The sequence below is a fragment of the Cellulomonas terrae genome (assembly GCF_007990265.1).
In the GTDB taxonomy this organism is placed as follows: domain Bacteria; phylum Actinomycetota; class Actinomycetes; order Actinomycetales; family Cellulomonadaceae; genus Cellulomonas; species Cellulomonas terrae.
Genome location: NZ_BJWH01000009.1, coordinates 98,824 through 115,814, shown reverse-complemented (window position 1 = coordinate 115,814; position 16,991 = coordinate 98,824). Strand labels below are relative to the sequence as shown.

The following is a 16,991-nucleotide window of genomic DNA, read 5'->3' as shown; positions in this document are numbered from 1 at the left end:
CCACGTGGACGACGACGTGCTCGCGCTCCTCGCCCTCGGCGAGCCCGCCGGCACGACCTCTGACCTCGCACACATCGAGGAGTGCGAGCGGTGCACCGACGAGCTGGCGTCGCTGACCGACGTCGTCGGTCTGGCACGTTCCGGCGGCGCCGACACCATCCTCGTCCCGCCCGCACCGCACGTGTGGGACCGCGTCGCCGCGGAGCTCGGGCTCGCCGGCGGGGCGGCCGCGTCCTCGACGCCGACACCGCCAGCGCCCGACGCGTGGCGCTCGCCCGCGCCCGCCTCGCCGTCGGCACCTGAGACCGGTACCTCGACGCCGCCGCCTGGCGCACCGGCCTCGTCGCCGTCGGAGGGCGTCGCCCCGGTCGTGTCTCTCGACTCGCGACGTCCCCGCGCCGGCCGCTGGATCGCCGCGGCCGCCGCGGTCGGCCTCGTCGTCGGCGGTGGCGCGACGTGGTGGGTCGCCAACCGGCCCGACCCGGTCACGGTCGTCGCGACCGCGGTCCTCGAACCGCTGCCCGGGTGGGACGCGTCCGGGTCGGCGGTCGTCGAGACGCGGTCCGACGGCTCGCGCGTCCTCGTCGTCGACGTGGACCAGAGCGAGTCCTCCGAGGACGGCTTCCGTGAGGTCTGGCTGCTCAAGCCGGACGTCAGCGGTCTCGTCAGCCTGGGCACCCTCGCCGGGACGTCCGGCCGCTTCGACCTGCCCGCCGGCCTCGACCTGGACCAGTTCTCCGTGGTCGACGTCTCCGAGGAGCAGTTCGACGGCGACCCCGCACACTCCGGCGACTCGATCGTCCGGGGCCCGCTGGAGGCCTGAGCACGCTGATGGCATGAGAAACGCCCCCTCCGCAAGGAGGGGGCGTTCTCGGTGCGTGCCCGGGTCAGACGGCCGGGGGCGCTGCCGGCGGCTGCTGCTGCTGGACGGGCTGCACCGGCTGCACGGGCTGCACCGGCTGGACCTGCTGCACCGGGGCCGCAGCCGGCGCGGCGGGCGCGTTCGGCGTGGTGCGCTGCTCGACGACCGCGGTGTGGGAGGTGTGGCTGCGCTGGCTGTTGAGCACGATCGCCAGGATCAGCGCGACGACACCGGCACCCATGCAGATGTAGCCGACCACCGTCAGGTCGACTCCCTCGATGGCGTCACTGACGCCGAACGAGAGGATCGCACCGATGACGATGAGGGCGATTCCGCCTCCGATACCCATAGTCGGTCCTTTCGTCGAGCCGTGCGTGGGTCGCTCGGCCTCGACCGGCGAGTCTGGCCCGACCTGGGCCACCTCGCACGTTGAGAGCGCTTCCTACCCCAGGAGATCGGGATAAACCGGCGCATTCTCACCCGTCTGGGCGAGTACGTGCTCCGCCAGGAACGCCTCGACCACCTGGTACCAGACGATCGCGTGCTGCGGGGTGAGCACCCAGTGGTTCTCGTCGGGGAAGTACAGGAACCGGTGCGGGGACCTCCCGTTCTCGTCGGCCGGCAGCCCGCTCCGGGACAGCAGCTCGTACCAGAGGCGCAGCCCCTCGCCGATGGGCACGCGGTAGTCCTTGTCGCCGTGCACGACGAGCATCGGCGTGACGATCTTCTCGACGAACCGGTGCGGCGAGTTCTCGAGCGCCATCTCGGCGGTCATCTCCCGCTCCCAGTAGTAGGCCGCGTCCGTCGTCGGACCGAACTGGTCCAGCGCCCACAGGCTCGCGTGCGTGACGATCGCCCGGAACCGGTCCGTGTGCCCCGCCACCCAGTTCGCCATGTAGCCGCCGAACGACCCGCCCATCGCGGCCGTCCGCGTCTCGTCGATGTCGTCCCGCCGCACGACCTCGTCCGTGATGGCCATGAGGTCGGTGTACGGCGCCGCGCCCCACGCCCCCCAGCCGGCCTGCACGAAGTCCTGGCCGTAGCCGGTGGACAGCGCGGGGTCGGGGAGCAGGACCGCATAGCCGCGCGCGACGAGGATCCACGGGTTCCACCGCCACGACCACGCGTTCCACGACCCCAGCGGACCGCCGTGGATCCACAGGAGCAGCGGCGCCTTCCCTCCACCCTCGGGGAGCGCCAGCCAGGCGCGCACGCGCCGGCCGTCCTCCGCCGTCGTCTCCACCTCCGTGAGCGTGCCGGGCAGCTCCGGTGTCGCGGCCGGGCTGCGCAGTGCCGTCGTCTCGCCGGTCTCCAGGTCGATCCGCACCGGGTGCGACGGCGCCTCGTACGACGACCGCAGCGCGAACGCCACCGACCCGTCCGGGCTCACCGACACGTCCGTGAACGTCGCGTCGTCGCTGGTCACCCGCGTGACCTCGTCGGAGGCCAGGTCGACCCGGAACACCGGCCCGCGCCCGTCGTCGTCGGCCGACACGAGCAGGGCCGTGCTGTCCGGCAGCCAGACCGGGTGCTGCGGCCAGCGGTCCCAGCTCTCGACGAGCGTCCGGGGCTCCCCGCCGGCGAGCGCGACCAGCTGCAGCGTCACCCGCGGGGCGTCGTGCGGCGTCGACAGGGTCTCGCGCGCGAACGCCACCCACTGCCCGTCCGGCGAGATCACGGGCGACCAGAGGTCCGCGGCGGGATCGTCGACGAGCACGCGGTGCTCCCCCGACGCCACGTCGATCGCGACCAGCCGCCCCCGCTGCGACCCGCGCGCGAGCGGCTGGTTCCAGCCGGTCACCACCGTCCGCCCGTCCGGGCTGATCGCGGCGCCCTGCTCGACCAGCGCCGACCGCGCGCCCGGAGTCACGTCCGTGAGCGTGAGCCGGGGGTCCTTCGCCCCGGCCAGGGGCGCGACGACGTCCGTGCCGATGTCCGCGACGAACCAGTGCGGCGACTCCGGCCCCAGGTCGTGGTCCCAGAACCGCACCGGGTAGCCGTCGTGCAGGATCGCCGCGACCTTCTTCTCCTTGCGGGCCTTGCGCAGTTTCTCGTCGGTCTCCGCGTCGGTCGCGCTCGGCAGGACGTCCGAGCCGACCAGCACGACGTCGGCGTCGCGAGCCACCTGCACGCCGCCCAGGCCCGCCGCACGGTCCGCGACCACGCGCGCCTCCGCACCGTCGCGCGGCATCAGCCACAGCGCCGGCACCGGCTCGTCGTCGTCCGCCTTGCCGTCCGGGTCCGGGCGCGCGCTGGTGAACAGCAGGTCCCCGTTCTGGGTGAACGCGGCGCTCGCCTCCCCCTTGGCGCTCCGGGTGAGGCGCCGAGCAGGCTTCTCACCGGTCGGGTCGACCTCCCACAGCGCGGTCACGAATTTGGTCGCCTTGGCGTCGAGCGTCGCGACGCTCGTGACCAACCGCGACCCGTCCGGCGACAGCACCAACCCACTGAGGCGAGGGATAGCGACGTACTGCTCCAGATCAAGAAACGTCATGCGCTCCGTCCTATCACGACGCCCCGGCGTCGAACCCGACATGGGCGTCGTTGTGGAGCTCGACACGACGTCCATGTCGGGTTCGGCGGCTCAGCGGTGGCGCGCGAGGGCTGTGCGGACCGTCGTCGGGATGCGTCCTCGGGTTGCCACGTCGGCCGCCGTGAACCGGAGGATGTCGACCCGGCCCGTGCTCATCAGGGCGTTCTGGCGGCTGCGGTCGCGCAGCAGGGCCTCAGGTCGCTCATGGAACTCACGGCCGTCGATCTCCGCGATCAGCCAGCGGCCGCCCGGCAGACGCCAACCCAGGTCACCGCGGCCCACCAGCTGCCCGCGCGCGGACCGGATCTCCACCTGCAGGTCGTCCGGTGGCACGCCCGCGTCCACGCACTCGAGCCGCGCGAACGTCTCCAGCGGCGACTCCGCGCGCGGGTCCACGAGCGACCACCACCCGGTCAGACCAGCGCTCCCGCGACGACCGCGCACGCGCTCGCGGACCACCTCGAACGCCGCACCGGTCAGCGACCCCCGCCGCAGCACACCGTCGAGCACGGCAACGGCGTGCCGGCGAGGGAGCTCGGGCAGGGCCTGCACGAGGGCTGGCACCAGGTCGGCGATCGCTCGCTCGCCGTACCGGAGCACCTCGAACTGCCCGAAGGTGCGGACGCGGATGTCGTCGCGGTGCCGACCGGCGGACCGGCCTGGCAGTGCGATCTCCGGGTGGAGGTTCCCCGGCAGGCCCTCGACCCCGTGCAGCGCCAGAGCACACGGACCCACCGCGATCGCCCGGGGCCCGAAAGCGAGCATCCCGAGCCATGCAGCCCGACGCCGCCGATGGTCCGCGTCGACGCGCCGGTCGCGACCGGGCTCGACGTCGAACACGGCCCGCGTCGGCAACCCCCAGCAGCCGTCCCGCACGAGCCGGGCACGTCGGGCTGTGCCGACCCCCGCCCGGTCACACTGTCCCGCTGAGACCAGCCCTTCCTGCCGCCGCGCCAGCGTCAGCAACGACAGGGGAGGTGGCTGCACAGGACGCACGGCCCCATCCCAGCGCCCCGCCGTGATCACGGCGGCCGACGGGACCGCCCCAGTGGCCTCCCCTCCCCACGTCAGGGCTGTGGACGCCTCACCACCGCCCGGGCCGAACCCGACATGAGGGTCGTGATGCGGCCCATGACGACCCCCATGTCGGGCTCGCCGGGCGGGCCCGCCGCGGCGACCACGTGGCGGCCAGCGGGTCGGGAGGCGAACCTGACATGAGAGTCGTGATGCCGCCGTTGACGACGCCCATGTCGGGTTCGCCGGGCGGGTGCCGCGGGTCAGTCCTGCGGGGTGCGGGGGTGGGTGTCGCGGTCGGCCAGGCCGGCGAGCATCTTGTTGTAGTCGTCCAGCTCGGTGTCGCCGTCGCGGTCGACCTGGCGGTCGCGGCGGCGGGCGGTGCGGTCGTCGTCGCGGGACCAGGCGAGCGCCACGCCGATCGCCAGGGCGAGGGTCGGGATCTCGCCGATGCCCCACGTGATCGCGCCGCCGAGCTGCTGGTCGGCGATCGCGGACGGGCCCCAGGGACGGCCCATGAGCCCGAACCAGTCGGCCACGGAGAGCGACTCGCCGGACACGAGGGTCACACCGAAGAACGCGTGGAACACCATCGTCGCGAACAGCAGGAGCAGCCGCTGCGGGTAGGGCAGGCGACGCGGCCCGGGGTCGATGCCGACGAGCGCGTTCACGAACAGGTACCCGGCGGCGGTGAAGTGCACCACCATCGCGAGGTGCCCGACGGGGCTGCGCAGCGACCACTCGAACAGGCCCGAGTAGTAGAAGAGCAGCATCGACCCGATGAAGTTCACGGCGGCGACGACGGGGTGCGCGAGGAAGTGCCCGACGTGGCTGTCGACGAGGGTGAGGATCCACTCGCGCGGGCCGCGGGAGTCGTCGTCGCGCAGCTGCGTCGCGCGGACGGGGAGGGCGCGCAGGGCGAGGGTGATGGGTGCCGAGAGCGCGAGGAACAGGGGCACGACCATCGCGAGCACCATGTGCTGGACCATGTGCGCGCTGAACAGGACGTGCCCGTAGAGGGCGGGTCCGCCGTTGGTGGCCCAGAAGAACAGGACCATGCCGACGGTCCACGACGCGGCGCGGGCCATCGACCAGGAGTCGCCGCGGCGGCGCAGCCGCAGCACCCACCGCCAGTAGACGACCAGCCCGGCGACGGCCGCGGACGCCAGCACGAGGTCCCAGCGCCACTCGGTGACCCAGCGGAGCCCCGCAGGCTCGGGCGGCAGCGGGTGGCCGGTGAGCTGGTAGGCGGGCGACGGGTCGGCGGGCGGCTCCTCCGGCACGGGCGGCGCGGTCTCCCCGAGCGCGACGGCGACCCCGGAGACGGCCCCCATGACGGTCAGCTCGACGAGGACGAGCCGCCAGAACAGCCAGTCGGTGGTGCGCGTCGCCAGCTGCGGCAGGACGGTGCGGCGGTGGGCCAGCCCGAGCAGCCCGAGCACGCCGAACAGGGCGACCTTGCCGAGCAGCAGGAGGCCGTAGGTGGTGGTCAGGTCGCTCCAGCCGGTGGTGCGCAGCAGGCCGTTGACCAGGCCCGACACGGCGACGGCGACGAAGCACCAGCCGGCGATGACCGAGTACCGCGCGACCGACGCGGACAGGTCGGTGCCGACCCGGCGGACCAGCAGCGCGAGGGCCGCGAGCGCCCCGATCCAGATCGCGGCGCCGACGAGGTGGACCACCATCGACGACGTCGCGATGTCGTGCCCGGACGCACCAGCGGCGTGCCCGAGCTGCGCCTGCTGCCAGAGCGCGACGAGCACGATCGCGGCCGTCCAGGCGGCGCCGGTGGGGGTGGTGACGACGAGTGCGAGCGCCGTGACGACGGCCGCGACCGTGGTGATGAGCAGCAGGGTGCGGCCGAGGTCGATCTGCGTGACGAACACGCCGAGCTCCGCGCCGAACGACGCCGAGTCCAGCGGGCGACCGGCGACGTTCGCGTAGGTGAGCACCAGGTGCACGATCGACAGGAGCGTCCAGGCGCCCGCGGCGAACCCGGCCAGGAGCGTGCTGCGCGGGTACGCCCGCCCGTCGGCGGTGCCCATGCCCGCTCGTGCGGTGCGGGTCGACGCGACGACGGCCCGGCGCGGCAGCACGCACACGGCCAGGACGAGCGCGCCGAGCGTCACCGACCCCGCGAGCTCGGTGAGCACCTCCGTCGCCGGCAGCCCCCAGCGCACCGCGGCGCCCGGGTCGCGGAGCAGGGCGGGGAGCGCGGCGCCGGAGAACGCGACCCCGAGCAGGGCGGCGGCGACGGCGGCGAGCACCAGAGCGAGCACGCGCCAGGGGCTCGGGGGCCGACGCGCGTCGACCCCCTGCCCACCGGCACCTGCGCGGCCGGCGCTCGTCACCGGCGCAGTCATCGCACCAGCGTAGGTCGGTTCGGCGACCGGTCCGACATGCCGTCGGTCACGTCGCGGACGGCCGCGGCGGGCCGCTCGACGCCCTCCCCGACGAGCGACGGGACGGCGCCACCGGAGCGTCCGCCCGCCGACCCGGCGCCGAGCCTGCGGGTGGCCGCCGCGAGGCGCCCGCTCACGATGACGGTGCCGATGGCGCGGACGGCCGGCCCGCTCACGACCCCGGTGGTGCGCCCGACGGCGGGTCCGTCGGCGGCCCGGTCGGGCGTCGACGCAGCAGCAGCCACGCGACGACGGCTCCGACGACGACCAGGACGGCGACGATCCCGACGAGGACCGCGCCGGAGACGCGGCCCTCCGCGGCAGGCGGTGCGGGCGCCACGGACGGCGCGGCCGACTCGCTCGCCCGGACCTCGGCGGAGGTCGTCGGCGTCGGGCTGGCCGCCGGCGTCGTCGCCCCGTACGTCATGGACTCCGCGGCCGTGAAGGTGAACTGGTCCTCGATGGGGTGCCCGTCGGCGGACGTCACCCGGTACAGGACGGTGTACTCGCCCGCGGGGAGCTCACCGGTGACGGCCTGCGAGACGGTGGTGTCGACGAGGATCGGCGGGCCGATGTTGACCATCGTGTCGTCGGCGGTGTGCACCATGATCTGCGTCCCGACGAACAGCACGGGCTCGTTGAACGTCAGCGTGACGATCTCGGGGACGTACGGGACGGTGGACCCGGCTGCGGGGCTGGTGCTCTGCAGCACGTTGTGCGCCTGGGCGGCGGGGGCCGCGACGACGACGGCGGCGAGGCTGAGCACGAGGCCGGCGAGGCCCGCGACGGTCCGCCTGATCATGCGTCACCGCGGCGGCGACGACCGAGCAGCGCGATGACGAGCGCGACTGCCCCGAGCGCCAGACCGACTCCCCCGAGGACGCGGGCGAGCGTGTCGGGCTCGGGCGTCGTCGGGGGGGCCGCGGACACGGCGGCCACCTCCTCGACGGACACCTCGTCGGCGACCGCGTGCTCGTCGGCACCCTCGGTCGTCGTCAGCTCGGGGGCCGGGTGCGCGGGCTCCTCGGCGCCCTCCTCGGCGACGTCGACCCAGTCGACGACCGTCCCGTCGGTGTAGGTCTGGTGGGCGGGCAGGACGAGCCGGGTGCCGGCGTCGGGCAGGGGGCCGGCGGACACCTTGAACTCCTGGAACTGGCCGTCGGCGATCTCGGCGCCCGGCTGCGCGGTCCACACCACGCGGGACGGCGCCTCGGTCAGCTCGGTGCCATAGAAGTCGACCGGTTCGGGCAGGGGGGCGGTCTCGACGGTGGCGGTCCAGCCGGGCACCGGCCGGGTCGAGACGGACAGGAGCGGCGTGTCCGTCGGGAGGTCGACGGTGACCTGCGAGGTCGCGGCCGTCTCCGACTCGTTGGGGACGCGGAACGTGAGCACGGTCCATCCTCCTGCGGCGGTCTGCTCGGGGACCACCCGGACGTGCGCGGAGGCGGCGGAGACGGGGATGACGGCGAGGGCGAGGGTGACGGCGGCGGTCGCGCCGAGGCGTGCGAGAGAACGCATGGGTGAGGTCCCTGGGGTGCTGGTGGTGGTCGAGGACGGGCGCGCGCGCACGGTCCCCGACCGCGACCGATCAGCGCGGGGGGACCGTGGGCGACTGCCACGCGGGTGGCCCGCGCAGCGGCACGACGTCACGCCACCAGGCGTGGCCGGACCAGGGCACCTCGGCCGGCGTCGGCAACGCGGGGCGGGGGACGACGACGACGGGCGCGGGTCCGCCGACGAGCGGCCGGAGCCACGCGGCGAGCCACCACAGCGCGCGGTCGGCGCCGACGATCACGAGGGCCGCGACGACGGTCGCGACGACGTGCAGCACCAGCATCGGCGCGGCGCCGAGCAGCGGCTGCACGACCGCGGGGTCGACCGCCGTGCAGGCGGTCTGCGACTGCATCACCATGCCGGGGTGGTGCTGGTGCCCGAACATCGAGGCCTGGTCCATCGGCCCCGGCATGCACGCCATCGACGTGAACAGGCTGAACGACGAGTGCACCGCGAGCTGTCCGGCCCCGAGCAGGGCGACGGCCCCGACCGGCCCGAGCCGGCGGCCGGTCAGCACCACGGCGGCGGCCAGCACGATCGCGGTCAGGGCGACCACGACGACGAAAGGCGGCAGCGACCCACCGGCGAGCACGTGCGCGAGGGCCGCGAGCGCGATGGTCACGACGGCGACGACGGCCCCGCGCGCGAGGCGCAGGGGGCCGGACGCAGGCGTGGGCATCCCGACACCGTAGCCGCGGCGGGTGAGCGGCGTCCGCCCCGCTGAAGCGTTTATCCGTGATGGGTCGACGTCCCTGTGGCGGGGAACACATCACGGGGGCACGGTTGTTGCGTCACATCAGTTGTCCTGCGCAATCATTTCCGTCGAGAAGGTCCGATGCCTCCACAGCACACAGCCGTCCCCGAGCGGCAGACGTTCGTGCCCCCGACGCACCGGGAGATCCTCACGATCCTCGGCGGCCTGATGCTCGGCATGTTCCTCGCCGCGCTCGACCAGACGATCGTCGCGACGTCCATCCGGACCATCGGCGACGACCTGCACGGCCTGTCCCTGCAGGCGTGGGTGACCACCGCGTACCTGCTCACGGCGACGATCTCGACGCCGCTGTACGGCAAGCTCTCCGACATCTACGGCCGCAAGCCGCTGTACCTGATCTCGATCTCGGTCTTCGTGGTGGGCTCGCTGCTGTCCGGCACCGCCGACTCGATGTACCAGCTGGCGGTGTACCGCGGCGTCCAGGGCCTCGGCGCCGGTGGTCTCATGGCGCTCGCGATCACGATCCTCGGCGACCTCGTCGCCCCCCGGGAGCGGGCCCGGTACCAGGGCTACTTCCTCGCGGTGTTCGGCACCGCGTCGGTGCTCGGTCCCGTGGTCGGCGGGTTCTTCGCAGGGGCGGAGACCATCCTCGGGATCACCGGCTGGCGCTGGGTCTTCCTCATCAACGTGCCTATCGGCATCCTCGCGATCGTCGTCGTCGCGCGCGTCCTGCACCTGCCGCCGCTGCGCCGCGTCGAGCACCGGATCGACTACCCGGGTGCGCTCGCACTCGTCGTCGCGCTGGTGCCGCTGCTGGTGGTCGCCGAGCAGGGGCGCCTGTGGGGCTGGGACTCGCCGCGGTCGATCGCCTGCTACGCCGTCGGCGTGCTCGGGGTCGCGGCGTTCCTCCTGGCCGAGCGGTGCGCCGAGGCGGACGCGATCCTGCCGCTCTCCCTGTTCCGGAACCGCACGTTCTCCGTGGGCGCAGCCGCCAACACCGTGATCGGTCTGGGCATGTTCGGCGGTCTGGCGACGCTGCCCCTCTACCTGCAGATCGTCAAGGGACAGTCCCCCACCGAGGCCGGGCTGACGCTCATCCCGTTCACGCTGGGGATCATGACGGGCTCGATCGTCGCCGGCCAGACGACGTCGCGGACCGGCCGCTACAAGGCGTTCCCCGTGATCGGCACGATCCTCATGGGCCTCGGCGCGCTGCTCTTCTCCCGGCTCCAGGCCGACACGACGCTGCCGTACGTGTTCGCGGTGTCGATCCTCTTCGGGCTCGGTCTGGGCTTCACGATGCAGCCGCTGGTGCTGGCCGTGCAGAACGCCGTGGAGGTCCGGGACATGGGCGTCGCGACGTCGTCGTCGCTCTTCTTCCGGCAGATGGGCGGCACGCTGGGCACCGCGGTGTTCCTGTCGGTGCTGTTCTCGACGGTCGGGTCCAACATCGCGTCCGCGTTCCGGACCGCCTCGCAGACGCCGGAGTTCCAGGCGGCGGTCGCGGACCCCGCGGTCGTGGGCGATCCCGCGAACGCGCCGGTGCTCGGGATGCTGCAGGGCGGTGGCGCGGTGCCGTCGCTGGACGACTCGTCGTTCATCAACAACCTCGACCCGCGGCTCGCGCAGCCGTTCCTCGACGGGTTCGCGCAGTCGGTGGACACCGTCCTGCTGCTGGCCGCGTTCATCATGGTCCTCGGCGTGATCCTGACGATCATGCTGCCCGAGCTCCCGCTGCGGAACGTGTCCGGCATCCAGGGACGGTTCGACGACGACGCCGCGGCCGCCGCCTCGGGTGGCGTCACGGCAGTCGGTGGGGTCACGGCCGTCGTCGCCGACGAGGCAGCGGTCGACCGCGCGGAGCGTGCCGGGTCGGAGCACCCTGGAACTGGTGCCGCACCCGGGTGAACCTCGACGGGCCCGGCACCGTGACACAGGTGTCAGCCCCACCAGGTCCGACCCGGAGGTCCCGATGTCCGTGACAGCACAGAGCACCCCCCACACCTGCGACGGCTGCCTGGACCGGCGGGAGGTGCTGGTCCGGGCGGGTCTGGTCACCGTGGGCGTCGCCGCGGCGGGCGTGCTGGCCGCGTGCGGTGGCTCGGACACCCCGTCCGACGACGCCCCCGCCGCGGCGAGCGGTGGCGCGCTGGCGCAGGTGTCCGACATCCCGGTCGGCGGCGCGCTCTCCGCGAAGGACGCCGACGGCAAGCCGATCATCCTGCTCCAGCCCGAGGCGGGCACCGTCGTCGCCCTGTCGGCGGTCTGCACGCACCAGAGCTGCACGGTCGCTCCCGACGGCGACGAACTGGTGTGCCCGTGCCACGGCTCGGTCTACGACCTGACCGGCGCCAACGTCTCCGGTCCCGCACCGTCGCCGCTGCCGGAGGTCGACGTGCACGTCAGCAACGGTGCCGTGCTCGCCGGGAAGGCCTGATCATGTCCTGGCACACCGGCACCCAGGCCGCGTCCGACGTCCTGCGCGCACTGCTGTCCGCGTGCGTGATGCTCTCCGCCGTGGTCCACCTCGACCTGTGGGCCAACGGCATGAACACTCTCGACGTCGTCGGTCCGGCGTTCCTGCTCAACGGCGTCGGCGGCCTCGTCCTCGGCGTCCTCGTCCTCGTCTGGCGGCACTGGCTGCCGCTGCTGGGCGCGATCGGGTTCGGCGCCGCGACCCTGACGGCGTTCGTCATCTCGACGACACCCGGCGGGTTCTTCGGCGTGCACGAGCGGTGGGTCGGCATCCCGGTGTGGCTGTCGGCGATCTCGGAGATCGGCGCGATCGTGCTGGGCGTCGCGGCGCTCCTGGTGGAGCGCCGCGCACCCGTCCCGGTCGCTCAGTCCAGCGGCAGCGGTTCCCCGTCGAGGATCAGCTGACCGGCGCGCGCCTTCGTCTCGGCTGGACCGGTGTGCCACAGCTCCTCGAGCGCCTCCAGGTCCTCGACGGTGTAGCCCGCTTCCCAGAACGCGTCGTAACGCTCCTGGTCCACGTCCACCAGCACCTCCTCCTGGCCCGTCGCACCCGGCGCGACGGGCGGCGCCTGCCCGTCCAGGAGGAGCTGCCCGGCCTGCGCCTTCGTCGCGGTGATGTCCAGGTGCCACAGGTCCGCGAGCGCCCACGCGTCGTCGATCGTGTACCCGGCGTCCCAAAACGCCTCGTACTGCTCGCGCGTGTACCCGTCGGGCATCGCCGACCACTCGACGCCCACCGTCTGCGCGACCTCCTCGACCACCCGGGCGACACCGGAGTACGGGTTCGCGGCGGCCGCCGCGCCGGCGCCACCGACGGCGAGCGCGGAGATGACCGCACCGGCGGCCGCGACCTTCGCGCCGCGACGCACGAGGGTGGTCACCGTCGCCTCCGGCGTGTGCGCGAGGGCCTGCTGGAGGCGGGCCGCGACGACCGCCGGGTCCGGCTGGTCGGCGTCCCGTGAGTGGAGCGCGCGGGTGATCCGAGCGACCAGCTCGTCGTCGTGGGGGCTCATCGCTTCTCCGTTCGGGTGCTGAGGTCGGTGTCGCGCAGGGTGGCCAGCGCTCGGCTGGCGTGGGACCGGACGGTGGCCGGGGAGGTGCCGAGGACCTCGGCGATCTCCGCGTCGCTGAGTCCCTCGTAGTACCGCAGGACCAGCACCGTCCGTTGCCGTGGTGGCAGCCGTTCGAGGTGCCCCCACATCGCGTCCTCCTCGACGACGCCGTGGGCGTGGTCGCCGTGGGAGTCGGCGTGGGCGGCGAGGACCTCGTCGGCGGCCGGGCGGATCGTCCGGACGTGCCACCGGCGGCGCCACGAGAGGTGCTCGTTGGTGACCATCCGCCGCAGGTACAGGTCGGGCCGGGCCATCAGCGCGATCCGGTGCCAGCGCACGTGCGCCCGCAGGAGCACCTCCTGGACCAGGTCGGCAGCGGTGTGCCCGTCGCCCGTGAGGACCGTGGCGTACCGCAGCAACCCCGCGAGATGGACCCGGACCAGGTCGTCCAGCTCGGGCTCGACGATCGGGACGGGTGTGCTGTCCACGCCCGCGGTCACAGCCGGATCCCGAGGAGGTCGTCGAGCGTCTCGCCCTCCCGCGGGCGGGGCAGCGGCCGCGGGTCGAGGCAGCGGGCGAGCAGCGCCTCGACGAGCGCAGCCCGTCGCACGATGCTCGACGCGTCGATCGCGCCGGGCAGGATCCGCACCTCGAGCGTGTCCCGCAGGGGCCTGCTGGTGACGAGCTGCGTGAGGTTGACGTCGGCGTACTTGGTCAGCCCGGTCGCCCGTGCGGCAGCGTCGTCGTCGCTCTCGACGAGGTCCAGCAGCGCCTCGGGCAGCGGCGCGAGTCGCCGGCACGCGGGGTTGGTGTCCAGCGCGGTCCACAGCTGGTCCCGCCAGTGGCCGAACAGCCGGACGACGTTGGCGAAGGCCTCCGGTCGGCGGAACGGTGCCCCGTCGACGTGCAGGTGCACGGCGGCCTCCCCGGGGACGGTGAAGCCCAGCTCGCGCGCAGGCGCGAGCAGCCGTTCGAGCGCGGCCTCGTGGTCGGTCTCGAGGGGCGGGGTGATGATCTCGCAGGGCCGCTCGCGTCCCCCCGGCAGCGGCATCGCCACGGCGACCGTGGCACCGCTGCGGTCGTCGACCCGGGCAGCCGGGCCGACGAGCTCGGTGCGCACCCCGAACAGCTCGGCGATCGGGTCCAGCACCGTGGCCAGCGGGGCGTCGGGATCGGCGTGCCGCTCGATCAGCCGCAGCAGCCGGGCGTCGTCGCACAGGACGCGGTACCAGCCCCGCCGTCGAGGGGAGCCGGGCGGCAGGTCGGCCTCGATGGTGATGTCGTCGACGAGCCGCGCGACGGGCCGGCCCGCGGCGTCGACCACGTCGAACGCCGGCGACAGGTGCCGGAAGACACCGACGCCCGGCACGACCGACGGCTCGGAGTCGGTGTGGAAGGACCGTCGCACCTGACCGCCCAGGCGCGCGGCGAGGTCGTCGGCCAGCACCTGCCGGTCCGATCCTGCGGGGGCCAGCAGCTCGATCTCGAACCCGGTCCGCAGCGACAGCTCGTCCACGTCGTGCTCCTCCCGAAGGGTCGTGCCGGGCGACGGGCTCAGGACTGGCCGGCGGGCGTGCCGGTGGGGGCCACGGGAGGAGTCTGCCCGTCGAGGATCATCTGCCCGGCACGCGCCTTCGTCTCCACGTACTCCGTGCTCCAGATCGCCCCGAGCGCCTCGATGTCCTCCTCGGTGTACCCGGCGCCCCAGAACGCCTCGAACTGCTCGTCCGAGAGCAGGACCGCACCCTCGTCGTCCGCGTCCGACGTCGCGGAGCCCGTCGGCGCCACCGGCACCGGCTGCCCGTCGAGGATCAGCTGCCCCGCCCGTGCCTTGGTCTCGGTCGCCTCCAGGTTCCACAGCGCGCCGAGCGCCTCGACGTCCTCTGTGGAGTACCCCGCACCCCAGAACGCCTCGTACTGCTCGGGGGTGTACCCGTCCGGCATCGACGACCAGTCGACGCCCGCAGACTGCAGGATCTCGGTGACCGACCGGGACAGGGCCGACGTCGGCGCGGCCGCGGCCGCGACACCGGTGCCGACGACGCACAGGCCGACCGCGACGACTCCGACGGCCACGAAGCGGCGGGTGGTGGGGCGGTGGTGGGTGGTGCTGGCGTCCATGGGGTCCTCCGGAGCTGCGAGCGGATGGGCGTACCCCCCTAGAACGCGGCTCGACGCCCGGTTGTGCAGTCCGCTCCTCAGACGCCCTCGAGCAACCGCCGTTCGTACGCCGCCACGACCTGCGCGGACGTCCAGCCTTCGGTGCCGACCGCCTGGTCGCGACCGACGTACGGACCGCGCCCCCGCTCGGCCCCGAGCCAGCACGCCTCGTCGAGGAACACCGCGCGCGCCTGCGCGAACGACCGCGACGTGAACAGGGTCGTGGTCGTCCCGGCGTCCCGGTAGCCGACGACGTACCCGTCCTCGAACGTGATGGCCTCGGTGGCGGCGGTCGCGCCGATCGCGAAGTCGACGCCGTCGACCAGGTCGTTGTCGAGGGCGTCGTCCCGCAGGTCGACGAGGTCCGGGGTCGTCGGCTGCGACGCGACGCCCGCCGCCTCCCCGCCGGTCCGGTCCGCCTCGGACACCTTCACCAGGACCCGGAACCGGCGCAGGTCCCGCACGGTCAGCGGGACGCGGAGGGTGTCGAGGAACCGGAACGCGCCCGAGTCCTCCTCCAGCAGCACCAGGCCGTCGACGACCAGCGGGTTGGTCGGGTCGAGCCGGTAGCGGTGCGCGTCGGGCCGGCCCGTGACCGCCCGCAGCACGTCCCCGCGCTCGTAGCCGACCCGTTCCAGGTCGAGGGCGTCGTCCTCGGTGAGGGTCCGGATCATCCGGCGAGTGTCACACGACTCGGATGATCCCCGACTATCAGCCCCACACGAGGCCGTGCGACGGGTCGTGCAGCACGCGCGCGACGTCGGCCAGCACCTGCGCCCCGAGCGCCCCGTCCACCAGCCGGTGGTCGAAGCTCAGCGCGAGCTGCGTGACGTGCCGGACCCGGATCTTGCCCTTGTGCACCCACGGCTGCTCCCGGATGGCGCCGAACGCGAGGATCGCCGCCTCCCCCGGGTTGATGATCGGCGTGCCCGTGTCGATGCCGAACACGCCGACGTTCGTGATCGTGATGGTGCCGTCGGACATGTCCGTGGGCGACGTCTTGCCCGCCCGCGCGGTCGCCGTCAGGTCCGCGAGCGCGCCGGCGAGGTCCTTGAGGTTCAGGCGGTGCGCGTCCTTCATGTTGGGCACGACGAGCCCGCGGGGGGTCGCCGCCGCGATCCCGAGGTTGATGTAGTGCTTGTAGACGATCTCCTGCGTCGCCTCGTCCCAGCTCCCGTTGATCTCCGGGTGCCGGCGCACGGCGAGCATCAGCGCCTTGGCGGCGATGAGCAGCGGCGTGACCCGGACGTCGGCGAACTCGCGGTCCGCCCGCAGGCGTTCGACCAGCTTCATCGTCTTCGTGACGTCGACCGTGTGGAACACCGTGACGTGCGGGGCGGTGAACGCGCTCGCGACCATCGCCTCCGCGGTCCGCTTGCGCACCGACTTCACGGGCACGCGCGTCTGGCGGCCGTCGGAGGAGACCGTGCCGCTGGCCAGCCAGGGCGCGTCGTCGCCCGGGTACGTGGCCAGCGTCCGCGCCTCGGCCTGCGCCGCGCGCCCGAGCACGTCCTCGCGGGTCACGATGCCGCCCGGGCCCGTCGGGGAGATCGAGTCCAGGTCGACGCCCAGCTCACGCGCCAGCTTGCGGACCGGCGGCTTGGCGAGCGCGTGGCGGGTGGCCTCGCGCTGCGAGGAGGTGGCGGAGACGCGGGGCGACGACGCGACGACGGATGCCGACGGCGTTGCTGCGGCGCCCGCCGGCTGCGCAGGGCTGGCCGCCGAGCCGTCCGCGATCCGGCCGCGCCTGCCGGCGGCGGGCTCGGCGAGCCCGTAGCCGACGAGGACCGCCTCGCGCGCGGCGGGTCGGGCCTCGGGCTCGGGTGCGCGGCCCGCGCGTGCCGCCGCGATCTCGTCGGCACCCCCGGGCTCGACTCCCGCGTGCCGGTTCCCCCCACCGTGGTGGCCGTGCTCGACGGCACCGCCGGACGGGGACGTGACGCTCGGGGGGGCCTCGACGTCGGGGGCCGCACCCGTCGGATCCGTGTCGACCTCGATGATCGGCGTCCCGACGTCGACGGTCTGGCCGGGCTCGACCAGGAGGCGCGTGACGACGCCGGCCCACGGGCTCGGCAGGTCGACCAGCGACTTCGCGGTCTCGATCTCGACGATCGTCTGGTTGACCTCGACGGTGTCGCCGACGGCCACGTGCCAGGCGACGATCTCGGCCTCGGTCAGGCCCTCGCCCGCGTCCGGGAGCGGGAACTGCTGGAAGGTCGGCACG

General features: G+C 73.8%; 18 protein-coding genes. 4 read left to right on the top strand and 14 right to left on the bottom strand.

Annotated elements, in window-relative coordinates; translation table 11 throughout:
* The first annotated feature begins 4 nt into the window (after nt 1–4).
* Nucleotides 5–823, top strand: coding sequence for an anti-sigma factor (locus tag CTE05_RS10480; protein ID WP_246123507.1), 819 nt, complete (start codon nt 5–7; stop codon nt 821–823).
* A 64-nt stretch (nt 824–887) separates the two neighbouring features.
* Here the strand turns inward: CTE05_RS10480 and CTE05_RS20440 are convergent, their stop codons facing one another.
* The 8 genes from CTE05_RS20440 to CTE05_RS20270 all read right to left on the bottom strand — a co-directional run bounded on the left by CTE05_RS20440 (nt 888) and on the right by CTE05_RS20270 (nt 9,044).
* Nucleotides 888–1,211 (bottom strand): DUF6458 family protein, encoded by a 324-nt coding sequence (locus CTE05_RS20440; protein ID WP_222595456.1) that lies wholly within the window; start codon nt 1,209–1,211, stop codon nt 888–890.
* A 93-nt stretch (nt 1,212–1,304) separates the two neighbouring features.
* Nucleotides 1,305–3,356 carry a S9 family peptidase gene (locus tag CTE05_RS10470; RefSeq protein WP_246123505.1) on the bottom strand — a complete coding sequence of 684 codons (2,052 nt, stop codon included), beginning with the start codon at nt 3,354–3,356 and terminating at the stop codon, nt 1,305–1,307.
* A 90-nt stretch (nt 3,357–3,446) separates the two neighbouring features.
* A complete protein-coding gene (locus CTE05_RS10465) occupies nt 3,447–4,160 on the bottom strand; it encodes a putative endonuclease domain-containing protein (protein ID WP_246123503.1) in 714 nt (237 codons plus the stop codon).
* 512 nt (nt 4,161–4,672) lie between these two features.
* Nucleotides 4,673–6,772, bottom strand: coding sequence for a bifunctional copper resistance protein CopD/cytochrome c oxidase assembly protein (locus CTE05_RS10460; protein ID WP_146846070.1), 2,100 nt, complete (start codon nt 6,770–6,772; stop codon nt 4,673–4,675).
* Complete coding sequence (locus CTE05_RS10455) at nt 6,769–6,987, bottom strand: hypothetical protein (RefSeq protein ID WP_146846069.1); 219 nt, start codon at nt 6,985–6,987, stop codon at nt 6,769–6,771. Before CTE05_RS10455 ends, CTE05_RS10460 begins: the two co-directional genes overlap by 4 nt.
* Nucleotides 6,984–7,613 carry a copper resistance CopC family protein gene (locus CTE05_RS10450; protein WP_146846068.1) on the bottom strand — a complete coding sequence of 210 codons (630 nt, stop codon included), beginning with the start codon at nt 7,611–7,613 and terminating at the stop codon, nt 6,984–6,986. The genes CTE05_RS10455 and CTE05_RS10450 overlap by 4 nt, the downstream gene beginning before the upstream one ends.
* Complete coding sequence (locus tag CTE05_RS10445; RefSeq protein WP_146846067.1) at nt 7,610–8,329, bottom strand: YcnI family copper-binding membrane protein; 720 nt, start codon at nt 8,327–8,329, stop codon at nt 7,610–7,612. Before CTE05_RS10445 ends, CTE05_RS10450 begins: the two co-directional genes overlap by 4 nt.
* Nucleotides 8,330–8,399: 70 nt before the next feature.
* Nucleotides 8,400–9,044, bottom strand: a complete 645-nt coding sequence (locus tag CTE05_RS20270; protein ID WP_186814824.1) for a hypothetical protein — start codon at nt 9,042–9,044, stop codon at nt 8,400–8,402.
* Nucleotides 9,045–9,200: 156 nt separating this feature from the next.
* On the opposite strand from CTE05_RS20270, the gene CTE05_RS10435 reads away from it, so the two are divergent.
* The 3 genes from CTE05_RS10435 to CTE05_RS10425 all read left to right on the top strand — a co-directional run bounded on the left by CTE05_RS10435 (nt 9,201) and on the right by CTE05_RS10425 (nt 11,960).
* Nucleotides 9,201–10,988 carry an MDR family MFS transporter gene (locus CTE05_RS10435; RefSeq protein WP_146846066.1) on the top strand — a complete coding sequence of 596 codons (1,788 nt, stop codon included), beginning with the start codon at nt 9,201–9,203 and terminating at the stop codon, nt 10,986–10,988.
* 64 nt (nt 10,989–11,052) lie between these two features.
* Nucleotides 11,053–11,517 (top strand): QcrA and Rieske domain-containing protein, encoded by a 465-nt coding sequence (locus tag CTE05_RS10430; RefSeq protein WP_146846065.1) that lies wholly within the window; start codon nt 11,053–11,055, stop codon nt 11,515–11,517.
* A 2-nt stretch (nt 11,518–11,519) separates the two neighbouring features.
* Complete coding sequence (locus CTE05_RS10425) at nt 11,520–11,960, top strand: hypothetical protein (RefSeq protein WP_146846064.1); 441 nt, start codon at nt 11,520–11,522, stop codon at nt 11,958–11,960.
* On the opposite strand, the gene CTE05_RS10420 is transcribed toward CTE05_RS10425, so the two are convergent.
* The 6 genes from CTE05_RS10420 to CTE05_RS10395 form a co-directional block, all read right to left on the bottom strand.
* Complete coding sequence (locus CTE05_RS10420) at nt 11,921–12,568, bottom strand: hypothetical protein (RefSeq protein ID WP_146846063.1); 648 nt, start codon at nt 12,566–12,568, stop codon at nt 11,921–11,923. The two genes, CTE05_RS10425 and CTE05_RS10420, sit on opposite strands and share 40 nt — an antisense overlap.
* Complete coding sequence (locus CTE05_RS10415) at nt 12,565–13,107, bottom strand: RNA polymerase sigma factor (protein WP_222595455.1); 543 nt, start codon at nt 13,105–13,107, stop codon at nt 12,565–12,567. The genes CTE05_RS10420 and CTE05_RS10415 overlap by 4 nt, the downstream gene beginning before the upstream one ends.
* Nucleotides 13,104–14,123, bottom strand: a complete 1,020-nt coding sequence (locus CTE05_RS10410) for an amidoligase family protein (RefSeq protein ID WP_246123502.1) — start codon at nt 14,121–14,123, stop codon at nt 13,104–13,106. Before CTE05_RS10410 ends, CTE05_RS10415 begins: the two co-directional genes overlap by 4 nt.
* Nucleotides 14,124–14,161: 38 nt before the next feature.
* Nucleotides 14,162–14,728 carry a hypothetical protein gene (locus CTE05_RS10405; RefSeq protein WP_146846061.1) on the bottom strand — a complete coding sequence of 189 codons (567 nt, stop codon included), beginning with the start codon at nt 14,726–14,728 and terminating at the stop codon, nt 14,162–14,164.
* A gap of 77 nt (nt 14,729–14,805) precedes the next feature.
* Nucleotides 14,806–15,441 (bottom strand): hypothetical protein, encoded by a 636-nt coding sequence (locus tag CTE05_RS10400; protein WP_146846060.1) that lies wholly within the window; start codon nt 15,439–15,441, stop codon nt 14,806–14,808.
* Between the two features lie 37 nt (nt 15,442–15,478).
* Nucleotides 15,479–16,990 (bottom strand): dihydrolipoamide acetyltransferase family protein, encoded by a 1,512-nt coding sequence (locus CTE05_RS10395; protein ID WP_146846059.1) that lies wholly within the window; start codon nt 16,988–16,990, stop codon nt 15,479–15,481.
* Nucleotide 16,991: the final 1 nt, after the last annotated feature.

Coding starts and splice junctions, on each gene's coding strand:
- CTE05_RS10450 (WP_146846068.1), bottom strand. CDS start 7,613: ATGATCAGGCGGACCGTCGCGGGCCTCGCCGGCCTCGTGCTCAGCCTC.
- CTE05_RS10430 (WP_146846065.1), top strand. CDS start 11,053: ATGTCCGTGACAGCACAGAGCACCCCCCACACCTGCGACGGCTGCCTG.
- CTE05_RS10465 (WP_246123503.1), bottom strand. CDS start 4,160: ATGCTCGCTTTCGGGCCCCGGGCGATCGCGGTGGGTCCGTGTGCTCTG.
- CTE05_RS20440 (WP_222595456.1), bottom strand. CDS start 1,211: ATGGGTATCGGAGGCGGAATCGCCCTCATCGTCATCGGTGCGATCCTC.
- CTE05_RS10470 (WP_246123505.1), bottom strand. CDS start 3,356: ATGACGTTTCTTGATCTGGAGCAGTACGTCGCTATCCCTCGCCTCAGT.
- CTE05_RS10420 (WP_146846063.1), bottom strand. CDS start 12,568: ATGAGCCCCCACGACGACGAGCTGGTCGCTCGGATCACCCGCGCGCTC.
- CTE05_RS10445 (WP_146846067.1), bottom strand. CDS start 8,329: ATGCGTTCTCTCGCACGCCTCGGCGCGACCGCCGCCGTCACCCTCGCC.
- CTE05_RS10405 (WP_146846061.1), bottom strand. CDS start 14,728: ATGGACGCCAGCACCACCCACCACCGCCCCACCACCCGCCGCTTCGTG.
- CTE05_RS10435 (WP_146846066.1), top strand. CDS start 9,201: ATGCCTCCACAGCACACAGCCGTCCCCGAGCGGCAGACGTTCGTGCCC.
- CTE05_RS10460 (WP_146846070.1), bottom strand. CDS start 6,772: ATGACTGCGCCGGTGACGAGCGCCGGCCGCGCAGGTGCCGGTGGGCAG.
- CTE05_RS20270 (WP_186814824.1), bottom strand. CDS start 9,044: ATGCCCACGCCTGCGTCCGGCCCCCTGCGCCTCGCGCGCGGGGCCGTC.
- CTE05_RS10400 (WP_146846060.1), bottom strand. CDS start 15,441: ATGATCCGGACCCTCACCGAGGACGACGCCCTCGACCTGGAACGGGTC.
- CTE05_RS10425 (WP_146846064.1), top strand. CDS start 11,520: ATGTCCTGGCACACCGGCACCCAGGCCGCGTCCGACGTCCTGCGCGCA.